We start from the raw sequence: 17,233 nt of genomic DNA, 5'->3' as shown, positions 1-17,233 counted from the left end.
GCAGAAATTGAATCGGCGCATCCCCCCGGCGGCCTGCGCCGATTCAATTTCTGCCGTCGTTCAGCAGGCTTGCGGCCCCCCACGCGCCGTGCTTTCCAGTTTCGCCGCCGCCTGTCCCGACCTCAATCCGGCCGCCAGACCCGCCGTTTCCAGTTCAGCAATCGCTAGGCCCGCTGTCCCCAGTCCTGCCAGCCCGACCACCGACCACGTAAAGACGTCCCGCGTGGGGGCGCGGGACGTTGAGTGACCGATGTTGTGACCAAAACCTTCTGATCTCAGGCAACACCGGCGGGGGAGGAACGGTTCACCTTTGACAGCGTATCCGGGTTCTGCGAGGCCGAGGGTGCCACCCGCAACTGCACCATACACAGCGCCGACGCGCCCGGGTTTTCCACCCGACGACTGCGGCCGACGGGAATTCTGGCGCTCTGATTGTCCAGGACCAGACGCATATTCTGCCCGGAGCCAATCAGCGCACTGCCTTGAATGACAATCCAATGTTCCGTGCTTGGCCCAGCCTGCAGATCCACAGCCGCGCCGGGGTGGATTTCCAACCGCTGCAGAGAGAACCCCGGCCCCATCGCCAGCGCCTCCTGGATGCCCCAGTCGAAAGTCTTGCGCTCCGAGGCCAGAGCCTGATCGGCGTCGACAGCGCCAAAGCTCTGATAGACCTCCCGCATCTCTGCCGCGTAGGGTTGCGCAGCGGCGGCTTCCTCGACGAGATCCGCGTCCCAATCGGCAAAACCCCGTGCGACGCTTCGGGTTTCGCGCGCCGCGTCGCGATCCCAGGCACGCAGCTGGTGCCAGGCGGTATCGGTCTGGATCGCCACGATATTTTTCGATTTCGCCGCGACTGCCTTCTCAAAGGAGACAGGTTTCGCCCGCCGGTAGGCGCCCGGATCGAGCAGAAGGCTGTCGTTGGTTGCAACCGCACGGTCGGTCGCGTTCTTTACTGGCAGATACAGCCGGGCGGCATGGTCCTTGAACGCGGCCAGAAGGACATCGACCCGTGCGACGTAAATGCCGAGGCCGCTCAATTGGTGGTTTCCTTTCAGCAGATGCGACAAGGTTGTCTGCCGCCCCGAAGGCAGAATGCGATCCACCCGGATCGGGACATTGTCGCGCGGCATGCTGGCAACCTCGAGGGTCGCAGATCCGGGAACGGCGCGGCTGCTGCGCTGACCCAACATCACGATCTGACCTTGCTGCGCCGCGGGGATCGCATGACACAGGGCCTGATCGAGAAGACAGGGATCGTCAATATCGGCGGAGGCTGGCGCCACCACGACAAGGGCCTGGGGGTGTTCGCGCAGCGTCAAGACCGCGCTCAGCAGGGCGGCGGCTGGCTTGTGCTGCTCCGGCTCCTGGATCAGCCGCATACCGGTGCCGACCTGCACCTGTTTGCGGGCCACCTCAGCCAACGCCTGCGTCGTGACGACGGTTGCTGCCGCAAACACATCCCCCGTCAGGGAGCGGACCACATTGGCAAACCGACTGCGCAGTCCCGGCGCATCTTCAAAATGCATGGGCACCATACCGTCCCCCTGAGGGCTGGACTGAAGGGGCGTGCCTGCAAGAATGATGGGATGCAGCATCTTGAACCTCGCTTTGTTTGTGATCCGTTGCATATAGATTTAAACGATTTCTAACTTCATGACCGCTATCCATCCGTCGCCATGTCGCGGGCAAATGGTTGGGCCTTGCGCCTTTGGGATAGGGGCCTTCCCTCCGTGGATCACAAATTTACGGGAATTAGAGATAACATCTTCGCGCCTGCGAGGGCCTAACGGGAATTAACCATGTTCCTGGCAAACGATCCCGGCAAGCCTCTGAGAATATTAACCAAGATCCACTCGAATCACATAATCGCCGGCGGCGGCGCGACCTCTGGCCCTGGCGGGAGGCGGTTCGGGACAGGCTGGTTTTTCAGGATGGTATTTCAGGTGGGGGCGGATATGGTCGAAGGAATGAGCACCCCTGTTTCCAGCATTCGCTATCTTGGTCCGGCCTATCAGGAGGCCTGCGCCCGCGCGGGCATTCATTCGGCTGAGGAGCTGCACCAGATTGGCGCCGATGCGGCCTATGCCCGGATGCTGCAGACCGGGTCAAAGCCGCATTTCATCGGGTATTATGTTCTGGTCATGGCGCTGCAAGGCCGCCCCTGGAACGACTGCAAGGGCGACGAGAAAAAGGCACTGCGCAAAACGTTCGATGCGATCAAGGCCCGCTCCTTTGATCGCGACCGCTCGGCGCTGGATCGCATTCTGGACGAAATCGGCGTGATCGAACGCCGACCCGGCTAAGCGCAGACATCAAAAAAAACCGCCGCGCAGACCACGCGGCGGTTTTGATAGACACGAGCGAACCAGGCAGCCCCGGTCAGCTCCCGTCTGACAGTGTCAAGCGAGGCCGAACGGCTTAGCCGACCAGTTCCAGACCGGCGAAGAAATAGGCGATTTCTTCTGCGGCGGTTTCCGGTGCGTCGGAGCCGTGCACGGAGTTTTCACCAACGGATTCCGCGAACTCGGCGCGGATCGTGCCGGGGGCCGCGTCGGCCGGGTTGGTTGCGCCCATGATTTCACGGTTCTTGGCAATTGCGCCTTCGCCTTCGAGAACCTGCACAACCACCGGAGCGGAGCACATGAAGTCGCAAAGTTCACCGTAGAAGGGACGCTCGGCGTGCACTTCGTAGAACTTGCCCGCTTGGGCTTTGGTCATTTGGATGCGCTTCTGTGCGATGATGCGCAGGCCGGCTTCTTCGAATTTGGCGTTGATCGCGCCGGTCAGGTTGCGGCGGGTTGCATCGGGTTTGATGATCGAGAAAGTGCGTTCCAGTGCCATCGGGCGGTCTCCTTCGTGGGATTCACGTAAATCTTGCGGTCATGCGGCGCCGGGGTGGCATCCGCAACGATCTGGCGCCGGGTAACACGCCTGATGCGTCATGGAAAGGGCCTTGTCGCGGCCAACACATGCAAACCGCGCCGCCAGCCTGCGCGCATCACGACCGGGCGGCAGCGGCCGCCTCGCGTGCATCGACAAACGCCACATAGAGCGCCGAAAGCATCGCCAATGCGCTGGCCGCCAACATGATGCCAAGCACCGCGAAGGGCGCCGTTTCGGGCCGCACCACCATGCCGGTGACCGTGGTCATGATCGCGCCGATACCAACGCCCAGCGCACCGGACAGCCCGGCCGCGCTACCGGCCAGCTCGGGGCGGACCGACATCAGACCGGTGCTGGCATTTGCCATGGTCAGCCCGTTGCCAAACCCAACGGCGACCGCAGCCCCAAAAAAGGTGACAACGGACCCCTGCCCGGCGTGAAACGCCATCAACCCTGCAAGCGGGCCGAGTAACGCAGACAGCCGACCGCACAGGATCAGGCTCAGCAATGACAGCCGCGAGAGCAGCCGCGTGGACACGAGGTTGCCGACCATGAAGCCCCCGGTAATCACCCCGATACCAAGCCCAACCTGGGCGCTGTTCATGGAGAACCACACTTTTGCCACCAAGGGCGCGCCGGTGATGAAACAGAAGAACCCGCCGACCGAAAACGCCATACAGAAACTGTAACCCCAGAACCGGCGCGAGGAGAACAAAAGCGGATAGCGACGCATCTGGGCCATGATGGTGGGGGCGCGGCGGTGATGGGTCTCGCCGAAATCACCCCAGACCAGCAGCAAGACCAATGCCCCCAACAGGGTGTAGAACCAGAACACCGCCCGCCAGCCGAACGCGATGTCCAACAGGCCACCGCACATCGGCGCCAGCATCGGGGCCAGCGCCATCGCCATGGTCACGGAGCCAAGCCGGCGCGCGGCCTCTTGGGTGTCATACATGTCGCGCACAGCCGCGCGCGGGACAACCGAACCGACGACAACCGCGCTTTGGAGCAGGCGAAAGCCCAGAAACACCCAGATGCTCTGCGACAGGGCTGCGCCGATCGAGGCCAGGGTAAAGACCACCAAAGACCACAACAGGAGCGGCCGCCGACCAAAGCGGTCCGAGAGGGGCCCAATGAGTATCTGCATCACCGCCGAGATCGCGAGAAACCCGCCGATTGACAGGTTCACAAGGCCGTAGTCGGCCTGAAACCCTGCCGCGATCCCCGGCAAGGAGGGCAGAAACATATTGAGCGACAGCACCGACAGCGCGGTGGCGAAGATCAATGTGATCATTGTCGGTGGGCTTTGCGCCGCCTGTGGTTTCATTCGGGCTGGTCGTCCTTTGATCAGGGTCCCGGCAAGGGCGCGCGCCCCCGGTGTCGCCAGTGGCGGTCACGCCAGTCGCTGCAGTTCGACAGACAGGGTGCCCGCGTTGTTGCCATACATGTGCCATGCATCATTTGCGAACAAATAGAGATAGCCGCTTTGCGCCACGGTAAAGGTGACGTCCTGGCCCAGCACGTGCACTTCGTGGTCGGCCACGCCCTCGCCGTTTTCACTGGCCCCCTGCCCGTTTGCAACCACGCCGATCAGGGCGAACCAGGCGGCATCCGCGACACGTCGCGTGAAGGGCACATCGGCCTTTGACAACCGCGAAACCCGGCGCAAGCCGCGGCGCAGCCCTTCCGGGATCGCGGCCAACGCGTAGCCGATTTTGCCGAAACGCGCCCCCGGTCGGGCCCCATCGGCACTGGCGGGGACAGAGGCGTCCAGCCATTCTCCCTGCGCCAGCAGCCGATAGGTACAGCCGCCTTCGACAAAAATTCCGGTGCTGTTCCACCGCGGCCGGGCACTTGCATAGGTCTTGCACCGCTGTCCCGGCTGCAGCAGCTGCGTTGGCCAATAGCTGCTCTCTCCCGGTGGCGGCGTTTTGTGGCGGGCGACGACCGAGGGGTCGAAAGTGGTGCGACTGGTCCAATCCGCCAGACGGTTTGCCGCCCCGGAGAGTTCCGGCACCGCACGCGGCCGGGTCGGTCGATAGCGAAACAGCCCGAGGAAAGAGGTATGTCGGCGGGCGAAGGCATCCGGTTTCAGCTGGCCCGGCGCGATGGGGCGCAGCGCCATGCCACAAGCGACCGCCTCTTGCAGCATCCAGTCCAGGGTGAGGTCCCCCAGACCGCAGTCGCCATAGCTTCCCCCCACATCGCCATGCACGCCGGGAAACCACCGCTGTTGCACGTCTTGCTCTGGGCCCCAGTCGGTCCAGAGCGTGGGCGTGAAATCCTGGCGCCGTTCATCCATGGCCAGGGCCTGGCGGGCGCAGGCCACATTGCGGCCCAGCTCGGTATCGCGAAACCCGTGTTTGCGAGGATCCCCAAGCACCAGCCGCAACACCCCCTTGTCGTCGGGAATGCCCAGCGCCCCAACCGTGTCCCAGACGCCGATGAACCGGAACCCGATCTGGTCCTGCGGGTGAAAGCGCACGGCACCGATCGGACGTTCCCGGAGGAACGCGGCCTGCAAGGCGGTTTTATCGTCTTCGGCCTTGTTGGACTGATAGCGCTCCATCAGCCGCTGCACGACGTCCCAGGCCTCCTCGTAGGGGGAGAGTTTGTCCGGCCTGAGGTCGGCAAGCCCGACATTGGACACCATGCCGGCAAGACTGCGCACCGTGTAAGCGCCACGGCTGAAACCGATCAAAAAGATCTCATCCCCCGGCTCGTAAGTTTCGGCGAGGAATTTATAGGCGCTCATGATGTCATCTTCGAGCCGCAACCCGATTGCGCCCCCAAGGGTGCGCCGCAGCCAGCCACCAGAGGTGCCGACACCGGTGCGGTAATAGGCGATCTGGGGGGTGCCCCTTTCATCCTGTGCCGCAACCAGCGAATGCAGCTTGGCCACATTGGTCGGGGTTGGGGTGCCATTTTCGTGCTGATCGGCGGTGTTCCACGTCCCGTCACAACAGATAATCAATCGGCGCATTTCAATCACCTCCACTCAAAAACCAAAATGTCCGGGACCAAAAGAGCCGGACCTGTCAAAAACAAGGGGATGGTAGCATGCTCTGTCGGTGCGCCAACCCGTGAACTCCTCTGGCCGCCTGGTCCAATTGGCATTGACCCTTCGCGCGGCTTTCGACATGAGAGGTGCCATGCTCAGGATCGAAAACATCACATACTCCGTCGAAGGCCGTCCTCTTATGGAGGGCGCCTCCGCTACCATTCCAACGGGCCACAAGGTTGGCGTTGTCGGACGCAATGGCACCGGCAAATCCACCCTGTTCCGCATCATTCGCGGGGAGTTGGCGCTGGAAGGCGGCAGCATCAGCCTGCCTAACCAGGCCCGGATCGGTGGCATCGCGCAAGAGGTGCCCTCCTCCGCCGACTCCCTGCTGGATACGGTCCTGGCGGCGGACACCGAGCGGGCGGCACTGATGGCCGAATCGGAGACCGCGACCGACGGCACCCGGATCGCGGAAATCCAGACCCGACTGGCAGACATAGATGCCTGGTCCGCCGAGGCCCGCGCGGCCTCGATCCTCAAGGGGCTTGGGTTCGACGATGTGGACCAGCTGCGACCCTGTTCCGATTTTTCCGGCGGCTGGCGGATGCGCGTGGCGCTGGCGGCGGTTCTGTTTTCAGAACCCGACCTGCTGCTGCTTGACGAACCGACCAACTATCTCGACCTGGAAGGGGCGCTGTGGCTGGAAAGCTATATCGCCAAATATCCCCATACCGTCCTGATCGTCAGCCACGACAGGGGGCTGCTGAACCGTGCGGTCGGGGCCATCCTGCATCTGGAAGACCGCAAGCTGACGCTGTATCAGGGGACTTACGACACCTTTGCCCAGACCCGGGCCGCGCGTATCGCCGCCGCCCAGTCCGAGGCGCAGAAACAGGACGCGCGCCGCGCCCACCTGCAGAATTTTGTCGATCGGTTCCGGGCCAAGGCGTCCAAGGCCAAACAGGCCCAGTCCCGCCTGAAGATGATCGAGAAGATGAAACCGATCTCGACCCCGCAAGAGGCCGCCATGCGGGCGTTTTCCTTCCCGGAACCCGAAGAGATGTCGCCGCCGATCATCCACCTTGAGGGCGGCACCACCGGCTATGGCGATGTCGAGATCCTCAGCCGTCTCAATCTGCGGATTGATCAGGATGACCGGATCGCCCTGTTGGGCAAGAACGGTCAGGGTAAATCGACGCTCTCAAAACTGCTGGCGGATCGCCTGCCGCTGATTTCGGGAAAAATGGTGCGGTCGTCCAAGCTGCGCATCGGCTATTTCGCGCAACACCAGGTGGACGAGCTGTATGTCGACGAGACACCGATCGAGCACTTGCGCCGCCTGCGCCCGAACGAGGCGCCCGGAAAATGGCGGATGCGGCTGGCCGGGTTTGGTCTGCGGGCCGATCAGGCGGACACCGCCGTCGGGCGGCTGTCGGGCGGGCAAAAGGCGCGGCTGTCGCTGCTGCTGGCCACCATCGACGCGCCCCATATGCTGATCCTCGACGAACCGACCAACCACCTTGATATCGAAAGCCGCGAAGCGCTGGTCGATGCGCTGACCGCCTATAGCGGCGCGGTCATTCTGGTCAGCCACGACATGCACCTGTTGTCGATGGTGGCGGACCGGCTGTGGCTGGTGTCCGGCGGCACGGTGTCGCCTTATGATGGCGATCTTGACAGCTATCGCGACATGCTGCTGTCGCGCGACAAACCGGCATCGAAATCGGCGCCCAAACCGGCAAAGAAGCCCAAGCGTGTCACCCGTGACCAGCTGCTGGAGCTGCGCGCGGAGGTGCGCAAATCCGAAGGCCGCGTGCAAAAACTGTCGGAAATGCGCGAAAAGCTTGACGAAAAGCTCGCAGATCCCGAACTTTACGAAAAGGGCAAGGTCGGCGGCGTGGAAGTCTGGCAAAAGAAACACGCCGAATGCATCGAAGCCCTGGAGCGGGCCGAAGCCATGTGGATGAAGGCGCTTGAAAAGCTGGAGGTGGCAGAGGCCCAATGATCGACACGGCGTTCCTGATCACCTCGTTTGTCACGCTGTTTGTGATTATCGACCCGATCGGGCTGACGCCAGTCTTTCTGGCGCTGACACAGGGTATGACCTCCAAGCAGCGCCGCGCCATTGCGATCCGGGCGTCGCTGACAGGTGTTGGCATCCTCTTTGCTTTTGCGCTTTTTGGGGAAAGCGTGCTGGGCTTTATCGGCATTTCAATGCCCGCATTCCGGGTTGCCGGGGGCATCCTGCTGTTCCTGACGGCGCTGGACATGTTGTTTGAACGCCGCACCGCGCGACGGCAGCACCAGGGCGACGAGATCGAACCGGAGGATGATCCTTCGGTCTTTCCCATGGCGATCCCGCTGATCGCCGGACCGGGATCGATTGCGACGGTCATCCTGCTGACCGGGCAGCATCCCGGCATCGAAGGGCTGGCGACGGTCATGGCGATTGTGGTTGCCGTGATTGCGCTGATGCTGGGCCTGTTTTCGATTTCCGGCCTGCTGGAGCGGCTGCTTGGCCCAGTGGGGATCAACGTGGCCACGCGGCTCTTGGGGATGCTGCTGGCGGCGTTGTCCGTGCAATTCGTCCTGGAAGGTCTGCGCGCTTTCGGCTTTGCCAGCTAGAGCGCTAGACATCGCCGCGCGCAATACCTAGGTGCCACTGAGGGAGGGCGCGCGCCTATGACATCAGACACCATCGGCCATCTGGTCTATTTGATTGTACTCCTGGCTGCGGTCGGGTTCTGGGTGTTCGTCCAGAACCGCCAGTCGCTGGGCAAGACCGCGCAGCAGCTTGCGGTCTGGGGGCTGATCTTTCTCGGGGTGATCGCCGCCTACGGGCTGTGGGGCGACATCCGCTCGACGTTGATGCCGCAACAGTCGGTGCTGGCCGACACCGGCCAGATCACGGTCCCCCGCGCCCCGGATGGCCACTATTACCTCACCCTGACGATCAACGGTGAACCGGTTGATTTCCTCGTCGACACTGGCGCCAGCCAGATGGTGCTGAATGCTGAAGCGGCCGAGCGGGTCGGGTTGGAAACCGACGACCTTGCCTTTCTTGGCCGGGCCATGACGGCAAATGGCGAGGTGCGCACTGCCCGCGTCAAGCTGGAGACCGTTGAGCTGGGCCCGGTGACCGACCGCAACGTCGCGGCCTGGGTCAATGAGGGTGAATTGGAACAATCCCTGCTTGGGATGGGGTATCTGCAGCGCTTTTCCGGATTTGAAATCAACAACAACAGGTTGATCCTGACGCGCTGACCGGCTGGCATTTCTGCTGTGGACGCAGGCCGGGCCGGGGCCGGGCCGTCACCCTGCGCTTTCTGAAACCTTTTGCCAACGGCCAGACTCTTCTGACCAATATTGCGCCGCGCAGCCTGCCGCCGTCAGCGTTTTCCATTGCACCCGCGCGGCCTGCACCGCGTCCGGGTCGGTGCCATCAAAGAGGATGCAGACCCGCTCCAGCGTTTCGACTTCCTGCGGGGAAATCTCGGCGCCGTCGACACTCATCACGCAGGACGGTGCATTGGCGGCCTTGGATGAGGTGGTCAGCAGGATCGGTTGCAGCGCATCATGCGCCCCCCCAGCGAGGCCATGGGGGAGAAAGCTCAGCTCTCCCCCCAGCCAGAGCGCATCATCCAGCCAGGCCAGACGATCCGGGTCACGACCACGCACCGCAATGCGCCACCCTGCGCCACGGGCCTTGTCGAGCAACAGCGGCAGCGTGTCCTGCAACGGTCGTCGTGTCAGATGATAGAAATACGCAGCCCCCATGGATCTCTCAGAGGTCCTCGTACGTGTCCTGAACCAGACGGTTCAGCGCCATCACGCCCCAGCCTGTCGCCCCCTTGGGCGCGTAGGACGTATTGGATTTGACCGAGGCGACACCGGCAATATCCAGATGGATCCAAGGCGTCCCCTCCTGAATGAAGCGTTGCAGGAATTGCGCCGCGGTGATCGAGCCGGCCGGTCGGCCCCCGACGTTTTTCATATCGGCGATGTTGGATTTCAGCTGGTCATCATAGCTCTGCCCCAGCGGCATCCGCCAGGCGCCTTCGTCCTCCTGCGCGGCCGCCTTGAGGAAAGCATTGCACAGCGTGTCGTCGTTGGAGAACACGCCCGCGTTGTCATGGCCCAGACCGATGATGATCGCCCCGGTCAGGGTCGCGAGGTCGATCACGCCCGCGGGTTTGAACCGCTCCTGCGCGTACCACAGCACATCGCAGAGCACGAGCCGCCCCTCGGCATCGGTATTGATGATTTCGACGGTGTCGCCCTTCATGGATGTGACCACGTCGCCCGGACGGATCGCGGTGCCCGAGGGCATGTTCTCGACCAGGCCGACCAGACCGACCACGTTGGCCTTTGCCTTGCGCAGGGCCAGCGCGCGCATGGTGCCGGCAACAACGCCCGCGCCGCCCATATCCATGGTCATGTCTTCCATGCCCGCCGCAGGCTTCAACGAGATGCCGCCGGTGTCAAACACGACGCCCTTGCCCACAAGCGCCAGCGGCGCAGCATCCTTGGCGCCGCCATTCCATTTCATCACCACCACCTTGGAGGGGCTGGCGGAGCCTTGGCCGACACAAAGGAGCGTGCGCATGCCGAGCTTTTCCAGCTCCGCTTCCTCCAGGACCTCAACCTCCAGGCCGATCTTTGTCATATCCGCCAGACGGGAGGCAAATTCGGTAGTGGTCAGCACGTTGGCCGGTTCGTTGACCAGATTGCGGGTCATATGGACGCCCTCGGCGACAGCCTGCAGCGGCTGATAGGCAGCTTCGATCTCTTCCGGTTTGTTGTGGCAGATGACCACCTCGCCCAGCTCATCGCTCTTGGCGGATTTATGGGCGTCAAAGCTGTATCCACGCAGCGCAATCCCAAGGCTGAGATCCGCAGCACGGGTCATATTGCCGGCCTTGACTGTCAGCGCCGCGCTGCCGCGTGCCTCTGCCAGTTTCGCCCCGGCCTTGCGAGCTGTCGCCTGATCCAGACGGCGCGGCAGGACCAGCACATGCAGGGCCTCCGCCGCCAAACCCGCAGGCCAGGCCAGGGTCACCACCTGACCGGTCTTTGCCTTGGCAAAGCTGTCCGATGCGATCAACCGCGCCACCGCCCCTTTAGTCAGACGATTGGCGCTGCGGGCGGCCTGATCCATGGTGCCTTCGGGCGTCACCACAATCGCCAGATGTCCCTCGATTTCTGCCAGGGATTTGGGATCGTAGCGGGTAAAACGGATCGGGGTGGGCGCGCTCATACAGCTCTCCTATGGATCATCAGAAAATAAGGGGTCGGACAGGCCGACGCGTCTTTGCTGCTCTAGAGGTAGCCGGAGTGTGCGCCGAATACCAGAGCATCAAGCATGTCCGGTCCCGACTGGCATCCACCGGAGAAGAATGCAGTTTTCCCGCTCTCACAAATCCTCTAAGGTCCGCGCTAACTGCTGCACGCAAGATCTATGGGGGGATCGGGTGTCTCAATCCGACGGAAATAGCCTGTCGCACGATCTGCTGGTCGTTTGCGTCAAAGCCGCTCGTGCGGGGTTTGCGCTGCGCACCGGGCTGCCATCCGGCCAGCGTCGACGCGGTCTGGCGCAATGGCGCCAGAGCTTTGCCAGCCACTGGATTTTCGCGCAAATCCCTGCCTTGGCGGGCCGGATCGCCCTGCCGGATCGGCGCGCCCCTACGGGTGGTGGCCTGCCTCTGCCTGCTATGGCGAGACATCTGCAATGATCCTGGATCTCTATTACGCCAGACGTTTCTTTCAATGGTTCGCGGTCATTACCAGCGTCCTGATGAGCCTTGTGATGCTGATCAATCTCAGCGAACAATTTCGCCGGTTTGACGCCCAGGATCTGAGTATTGGCCAGCTTCTGGGGCTGACGCTGCTGAATGCGCCGGGCACGCTGAGCGAATTCTTGCCGCTGATCATGATCCTGACAACCATCGTGCTTTTTGTCGGTATGGCCCGCAGCAGCGAGCTGGTGGTGACCCGCGCCATCGGGCGATCCGGCATTCGCGCCCTGCTGCCCCCGGTGGTGGCTGCCTTGATCATTGGTGGGCTTGCGGTCAGCACCCTGAACCCGATGGTGGCAGCGACCGCGAACCGCTACAAGGAGCTGGCCGAAAGCTACCGCCATCCGGGCGCGGCGGCGGCGGTGTCGCTGACCGGCGAAGGTCTGTGGTTGCGACAGGGCGGCCAGAACGGGCAATCGGTGATCCACGCCGCCAATTACCGTGGCGATGCCAACGATCTGTTCCTCTATGACGTATCCATTCTGACCTATGCGCCCGACGGTGGACCGGTCAGCCGCACCATCGCCGAAGAAGCCTGGCTTGACGGACAGGATTGGGTTTTGCGCAATGCCAAGGTCTGGCAGCTTGTGGTGGGCGTCAATCCGGAACAGGGCGCGCGTCGGTATGAAACCCTGCGCTTGCCGACCACGCTGACCAACGAACGTATCCGCGACACCATCGGGTTTGCCGAAGGGATCTCGATCTATGACCTGCCGCAGACGATCCAGGCGCTCTCTGAAGCCGGGTTTTCAACGACGCGTTTCCGGGTCTGGTTCCAGGTCGAGCTGGCGCGGCCGCTGTTTCTGGTCGCCATGGTGCTGGTCGGTGCCGCCTTTACCATGCGGCACACGCGTCTGGGCGGTACGGGCGTTGCGGTGCTGACCTCCGTCATGCTTGGGTTTGCGCTTTACTTCGTCCATAACTTCGCTCGGATTCTGGGAGAAAACGGCCAGATTCCGGTTCTGCTGGCGGCCTGGGCGCCTCCCGTAGCTTCGATACTCTTGACGATGGGACTGCTCCTGCATGCCGAAGACGGTTAACTTTACCCAAACGCGGCGGTGTTCGTTTTTCTTGGCGGTCTTGCCTCTGGGTCTGATCCTGGCGGCCGGCACACCGGCCCTGGCCCAATCCGGTGCGACGTCACGCGCCGGAACCGCATCGGCAGAGCAGCCGGCCGAGACACCAGCCATGCTGGTCGCGGACCGGGTCTTTGTCTCACCCGACCGCAAATTGATCGCCGAAGGAAATGTCGAGGCGTTTCAGGGCGATCTGCGCCTGCAGGCGGCGCGCATTGTCTACGACCGACAGTCGGGGGTCTTGAACATCGCCGGTCCCATCCGCATTGATCAGGGCGACGGGCAAGTCACCATTCTGGCGGATGCGGCAGAGCTGGACAATGGTCTGCGCAATGGCATCCTGCGTGGCGCGCGACTGGTGTTCGAACAACAGGTGCAACTGGCCGCCTTGCAGATGACCCGCGTCGAAGGACGCTACCTTCAACTTTACAAGACATCTGTAACCTCTTGCGATATCTGTGAAAACGGCGGCGCTCCGCTCTGGCAGATCCGGGCCGAACGGATCACCCATGATGAACAGGAACGCCAGCTTTATCTTGAACATGCCCAGTTGCGGATCAAAGACGTTCCGGTTTTCTACTTTCCCGCCCTGCGTCTGCCCGACCCGACACTGGACCGCGCCAGCGGCTTTCTGATCCCGTCGCTGTCAAGCTCCTCAAACCTCGGGTTTGGCGTGAAGCTGCCGTATTTCATTACTGTCGGGCCGCACCGGGACCTGACGGTGACCCCCTATATCTCTGCCAAAACCAGAACGCTGGACCTGAGGTACCGGCAGGCTTTCCGGACCGGGCAAATCGAGGTCACCGGCGCGTTCAGCCGGGATGATATTCAGCCCAACGACGGGCGTGGCTATCTCTTTGCCGAAGGCACATTCGAGCTGAAACGCGACTATCGGCTCAACTTCGATCTCAGAACGGTTTCCGACAACGCCTATCTGGCGGATTACGATATTTCCGACACCGACCGGCTGCGCTCTGAAGTTTCGGTCAGCCGAGTCCGCCGCGATCAGTTGATCGAACTCAGCGCCTATGATTTCAAATCGCTCCGGGACACCGAGAACCAGGATTTTGTCCCCGCCACCAGCCTGCGCGGCACAATTGAACAGCGGCTGTTTCCCAAACGGATCGGAGGCGAGCTGCGCCTGGCCCTGGACATGGCGCGGTTCAATCGCGGGTCATCGCTGAACGCGACAGCGACAGAAGCCAATGGCCGGGACGTGACCCGGATCTCCACAGATATCACCTGGCTTCGTGGCTGGGTCCTGCCCTGGGGCGTCGAGACCTCCGTCATCGCGGGGCTTGGGCTGGACAGCTTTGCCCTGTCGGATGACGCGGTATTTGACAACGAAGCAAACCGCGCCACCCCGAAGGCCGCCGTGACCTTCCGCCGCCCGATGCAGCGCCAAACCGCATCCGGTGCCGTGCAGATGCTTGAACCCATCGTGCAGCTGGGCTGGACCCATATCAGCGGCGATGATGTCCCCAACGAATCCAGCAATATCTCCGAATTCGATCAGGGCAATCTGCTGGCGCTCTCGCGCTTTCCCGAAGCCGACGCCCGCGAGGACGGGTTTGCCCTTGTCTATGGTGCCAGTTTCGGCCATTTCGCCCCCTCCGGCTGGGAGGCAACCGCCACCGTCGCGCAAATCCTGCGCTCTGCGACCCAGCCCGGCTTCACCTCAAGTTCCGGTCTGGACGGGCGCAACTCCAACGTTCTGATTGCCGGTCAGATCGGCCTTGGCAGCACGATGACCCTGACCGCGCGCGGGTTGTTCGACGAAGAATGGTCGGTGTCCAAGGCGGAGTTTCGCGGCAATATCACGCGGGATCGGATGTCGCTTGCGGGCAGCTACCTCTGGCTGCAGGAAGATGCCGCAGAAGAGCGCGATACGGAGACCTCGGAACTCTGGGTCGATGGCTCTTACGCGCTGTCCCCGACCTGGGAAATCGGCGCCGACATGCGCTATGACATCACGGACGAACGCGCCACCCGCGCCGGTCTTGGCCTGACCTATCGCAACGAATGCGTTACCCTCAACCTCTCGCTCAGCCGTCGGTATACCTCCACGACAAGTGTTGAGCCTTCGACCGATTTCGGATTTACACTGTCGCTCAATGGCTTTTCTGTCAAAAGCGACACCACAACAAGCAGGCGATCATGCACGACAACGTAATTTCCCGCCGGGCCATCCGGGCCTTGATCAACTGGACCAGCAAGGCTGTCGGCCTTGGCGCTGTGGCACTGTCGCTCACCCTTGTCGCTTCCACATCGCGGGCAGTGGGCCAGGGGCTGTTTTCCCCGGCGATTGTCGTCAACGAAGATGTGATTACGTCCTTCGAACTTGAACAGCGCGCGCTGTTCATGTCGGTGCTCGGCTCCGCTCAGGGTGACCCGATCGAGGCCGCGCAGAACGATCTGATCGAGGACCGGCTGAAGCGGTCCGTGGTGGCAGAGATCGGGCTGTCGCTGACCGAAGAGGAAATCACCGAAGGCATGCGTGAGCTGGCCGGACGTGCAAACCTGACCTTGGAAGATTTCCTGGCCCGCCTGCAGCAGGCCGGTGTCGCACCGGAAACCGTGCGCGACTTTTCCTCCGCCGGGCTTGCGTGGCGGGAATATATCCGGGGCCGTTTCCTTTCACAGGCGCGCCCGACCGAAGCGGAGATTGATCGCGCGATGGGGGCTGCGGGCTCCGGCGGGGTGCAGGTTCTGCTGTCGGAAATCATCATTCCCATGAACCAGGAGAATGCGGCCCAGGTGCAGGATCTGGCAGCCCAGATCGCTGCGGTCGAGACAGAAGCCGCGTTTTCGGCCTCTGCGGCGCAGTTCTCTGCCGCGGACAGCCGCGTCGACGGCGGTCGCCTGCCCTGGGTCTCGCTGACACAACTGCCGCCACAATTGCAGGAAGTTGTGCTGGGTCTGGACAATGGCGAGATCACCCAGCCCCTGCCGCTTCCCGGCGCGCTTGCCCTGTTCAGAATGCGCGGCCTGCGCGAAGTGGACGGTCGCAGCGCCCGTTTCGCGGCCATCGAATATGCCACCTACCGTATCCCCGGCGGCCTGACAGCCCCGGCGCTGGCCCGTGCCAACGAAATACGGAGCGAGATTGACACCTGCGATGACCTGTATGGCATCGCAAAGGATCAGGACCCGGCGGTGCTGACGCGCAGCTCCGAGGCGCCCGGCGCCATTCCAAAGGACATTGCGCTGGCGCTGGCCAAACTCGATCCGGGTGAAACCGCGACGGAAATCACCCGCGACAATGGCCAAACCCTGCTTCTGGTCATGCTCTGTGGCCGCACGAGCGAGATCAACGCCAATCAGGAAGATGCCCGCAGCAACGTCGCAAACGCGCTGGTGCAGCAGCGCCTGAACGCCCTGGCGGACAGTCTTGTTGAACAGCTCAAGGCCAACGCGCGGATCGAATACAAATGACCGATGTGCCGCAGGTTGTGGCACTGTCCTGTGGCGAGCCGGCAGGCATCGGACCTGAAATCGCTGTCGCCGCATGGCAAAAGCTCCGGTCCGCCTGTCCGTTTGTCTGGATCGGTGATCCGCGTCACCTGCCCGAGGGGACCGAATTCACGTTGGTCGACACCCCGGCGCAGGCCTTGGACATCTGTGACCAAACCCTGCCTGTCATGCCCATTGCGTTTGATGGAGACGCGACCCCCGGACGTGCGGATCCGCGCAATGCCACCGGTGTCATTCGTGCCATCGAAACCGCCGTCGGACTGGTGGCAAACGGGGCCGCTGCGGCAATTTGCACCGCACCGATCCACAAGAAGGCCCTGATTGATGGCGCCGGTTTTGCCTATCCCGGCCATACCGAATTCCTGGCCGCACTGGCCGGTGTCGATCATGTGGTGATGATGCTTGCCAGCGCGCAACTGCGCGTGGTGCCTGCAACCATCCATATTCCACTGCGGGATGTGGCGACCGCCCTGACCCCGGATGTGCTGCGGTCCGTGATCACGATCACCGCACGCGGATTGACCGCGCAGTTTGGAATAAACGCCCCACGTATCGCGGTGGCCGGCCTGAACCCCCATGCCGGCGAAGGCGGCGCCATGGGGCAAGAAGAACTCGACTGGATCAACGAACTGATCGTGCAGATGCGCGCAGACGGCATCGCCCTGACAGGCCCCCACCCGGCCGACACGCTGTTTCACGCGGCCGCCCGCGCAAACTATGACGCAGTGATCGCCATGTACCACGATCAGGCGTTGATCCCGATCAAGACGCTTGATTTCGACAAGGGCGTCAACGTGACGCTGGGGCTGCCCTTCATTCGCACCTCGCCCGACCATGGCACCGCGTTTGATATTGCCGGCAAAGGCCGCGCCAACCCCTCCAGCCTGATCGAGGCCTTGAAGATGGCGCAGACGATGGCGGCCGCCCGGCCGTTGTGATCCGCTGATCTTGCCGGTCGAGCGTCATCGCCGACCCCTGCGGTGGGCGGGCCGCAGCGTGAT

Annotated in this window: 15 protein-coding genes; 9 read left to right on the top strand and 6 right to left on the bottom strand. The window is 62.7% G+C overall.

What is annotated here, in order from left to right; translation table 11 throughout:
* Positions 1–275: 275 nt before the first annotated feature.
* Positions 276–1,595 carry a glycosyltransferase family protein gene (locus TRIHO_RS12030; RefSeq protein WP_068243775.1) on the bottom strand — a complete coding sequence of 440 codons (1,320 nt, stop codon included), beginning with the start codon at positions 1,593–1,595 and terminating at the stop codon, positions 276–278.
* A gap of 372 nt (positions 1,596–1,967) precedes the next feature.
* On the opposite strand from TRIHO_RS12030, the gene TRIHO_RS12025 reads away from it, so the two are divergent.
* A complete protein-coding gene (locus tag TRIHO_RS12025) occupies positions 1,968–2,303 on the top strand; it encodes a TfoX/Sxy family DNA transformation protein (RefSeq protein WP_068243773.1) in 336 nt (111 codons plus the stop codon).
* Between the two features lie 115 nt (positions 2,304–2,418).
* On the opposite strand, the gene ndk is transcribed toward TRIHO_RS12025, so the two are convergent.
* The 3 genes from ndk to TRIHO_RS12010 form a co-directional block, all read right to left on the bottom strand.
* The gene (ndk, locus tag TRIHO_RS12020; RefSeq protein WP_068243767.1) at positions 2,419–2,841 is read right to left on the bottom strand and encodes a nucleoside-diphosphate kinase; all 423 of its coding nucleotides are present in this window, start codon (positions 2,839–2,841) and stop codon (positions 2,419–2,421) included.
* Between the two features lie 157 nt (positions 2,842–2,998).
* Entirely contained in the window at positions 2,999–4,210 is a 1,212-nt protein-coding gene (locus TRIHO_RS12015; RefSeq protein ID WP_068243764.1) for a Bcr/CflA family efflux MFS transporter, read from the bottom strand.
* Between the two features lie 66 nt (positions 4,211–4,276).
* The gene (locus tag TRIHO_RS12010) at positions 4,277–5,866 is read right to left on the bottom strand and encodes a DUF2235 domain-containing protein (RefSeq protein WP_068243770.1); all 1,590 of its coding nucleotides are present in this window, start codon (positions 5,864–5,866) and stop codon (positions 4,277–4,279) included.
* A 169-nt stretch (positions 5,867–6,035) separates the two neighbouring features.
* Between TRIHO_RS12010 and TRIHO_RS12005 the strand changes: the two genes are divergently transcribed.
* From TRIHO_RS12005 to TRIHO_RS11995, 3 genes are read left to right on the top strand one after another with little or no spacing between them, the layout of a single operon-like run.
* Positions 6,036–7,892, top strand: coding sequence for an ABC-F family ATP-binding cassette domain-containing protein (locus TRIHO_RS12005; protein WP_068243761.1), 1,857 nt, complete (start codon positions 6,036–6,038; stop codon positions 7,890–7,892).
* On the top strand, positions 7,889–8,512 hold the full coding sequence (locus tag TRIHO_RS12000) for a MarC family protein (RefSeq protein WP_068243758.1): 624 nt from the start codon (positions 7,889–7,891) through the stop codon (positions 8,510–8,512). Before TRIHO_RS12005 ends, TRIHO_RS12000 begins: the two co-directional genes overlap by 4 nt.
* 57 nt (positions 8,513–8,569) lie before the next feature.
* Positions 8,570–9,151, top strand: a complete 582-nt coding sequence (locus tag TRIHO_RS11995) for a retropepsin-like aspartic protease family protein (protein ID WP_068243757.1) — start codon at positions 8,570–8,572, stop codon at positions 9,149–9,151.
* Positions 9,152–9,199: 48 nt separating this feature from the next.
* Here the strand turns inward: TRIHO_RS11995 and TRIHO_RS11990 are convergent, their stop codons facing one another.
* On the bottom strand, positions 9,200–9,664 hold the full coding sequence (locus tag TRIHO_RS11990; protein ID WP_068243756.1) for a DNA polymerase III subunit chi: 465 nt from the start codon (positions 9,662–9,664) through the stop codon (positions 9,200–9,202).
* Positions 9,665–9,671: 7 nt separating this feature from the next.
* Positions 9,672–11,144, bottom strand: coding sequence for a leucyl aminopeptidase (locus tag TRIHO_RS11985; RefSeq protein WP_068243755.1), 1,473 nt, complete (start codon positions 11,142–11,144; stop codon positions 9,672–9,674).
* A 214-nt stretch (positions 11,145–11,358) separates the two neighbouring features.
* Between TRIHO_RS11985 and TRIHO_RS23720 the strand changes: the two genes are divergently transcribed.
* From TRIHO_RS23720 to pdxA, 5 genes are read left to right on the top strand one after another with little or no spacing between them, the layout of a single operon-like run.
* Positions 11,359–11,619, top strand: a complete 261-nt coding sequence (locus TRIHO_RS23720) for a hypothetical protein (RefSeq protein ID WP_131811199.1) — start codon at positions 11,359–11,361, stop codon at positions 11,617–11,619.
* Positions 11,616–12,722, top strand: a complete 1,107-nt coding sequence (lptG, locus tag TRIHO_RS11975) for an LPS export ABC transporter permease LptG (protein ID WP_068243749.1) — start codon at positions 11,616–11,618, stop codon at positions 12,720–12,722. Before TRIHO_RS23720 ends, lptG begins: the two co-directional genes overlap by 4 nt.
* Positions 12,706–14,931 carry an LPS-assembly protein LptD gene (locus TRIHO_RS11970; protein ID WP_068243746.1) on the top strand — a complete coding sequence of 742 codons (2,226 nt, stop codon included), beginning with the start codon at positions 12,706–12,708 and terminating at the stop codon, positions 14,929–14,931. Before lptG ends, TRIHO_RS11970 begins: the two co-directional genes overlap by 17 nt.
* Positions 14,916–16,193, top strand: coding sequence for a peptidylprolyl isomerase (locus tag TRIHO_RS11965; protein WP_068243743.1), 1,278 nt, complete (start codon positions 14,916–14,918; stop codon positions 16,191–16,193). Before TRIHO_RS11970 ends, TRIHO_RS11965 begins: the two co-directional genes overlap by 16 nt.
* Positions 16,190–17,170, top strand: a complete 981-nt coding sequence (gene pdxA / locus TRIHO_RS11960; protein ID WP_068243740.1) for a 4-hydroxythreonine-4-phosphate dehydrogenase PdxA — start codon at positions 16,190–16,192, stop codon at positions 17,168–17,170. Before TRIHO_RS11965 ends, pdxA begins: the two co-directional genes overlap by 4 nt.
* The last annotated feature ends 63 nt before the right edge of the window (positions 17,171–17,233 follow it).

Origin of the sequence: Tritonibacter horizontis, assembly GCF_001518015.1 — a bacterium.
Lineage (GTDB): Bacteria > Pseudomonadota > Alphaproteobacteria > Rhodobacterales > Rhodobacteraceae > Epibacterium > Epibacterium horizontis.
The sequence above is the reverse complement of the archived record's forward strand: the minus strand, read 5'-3'. Positions and strand labels throughout refer to the sequence as shown.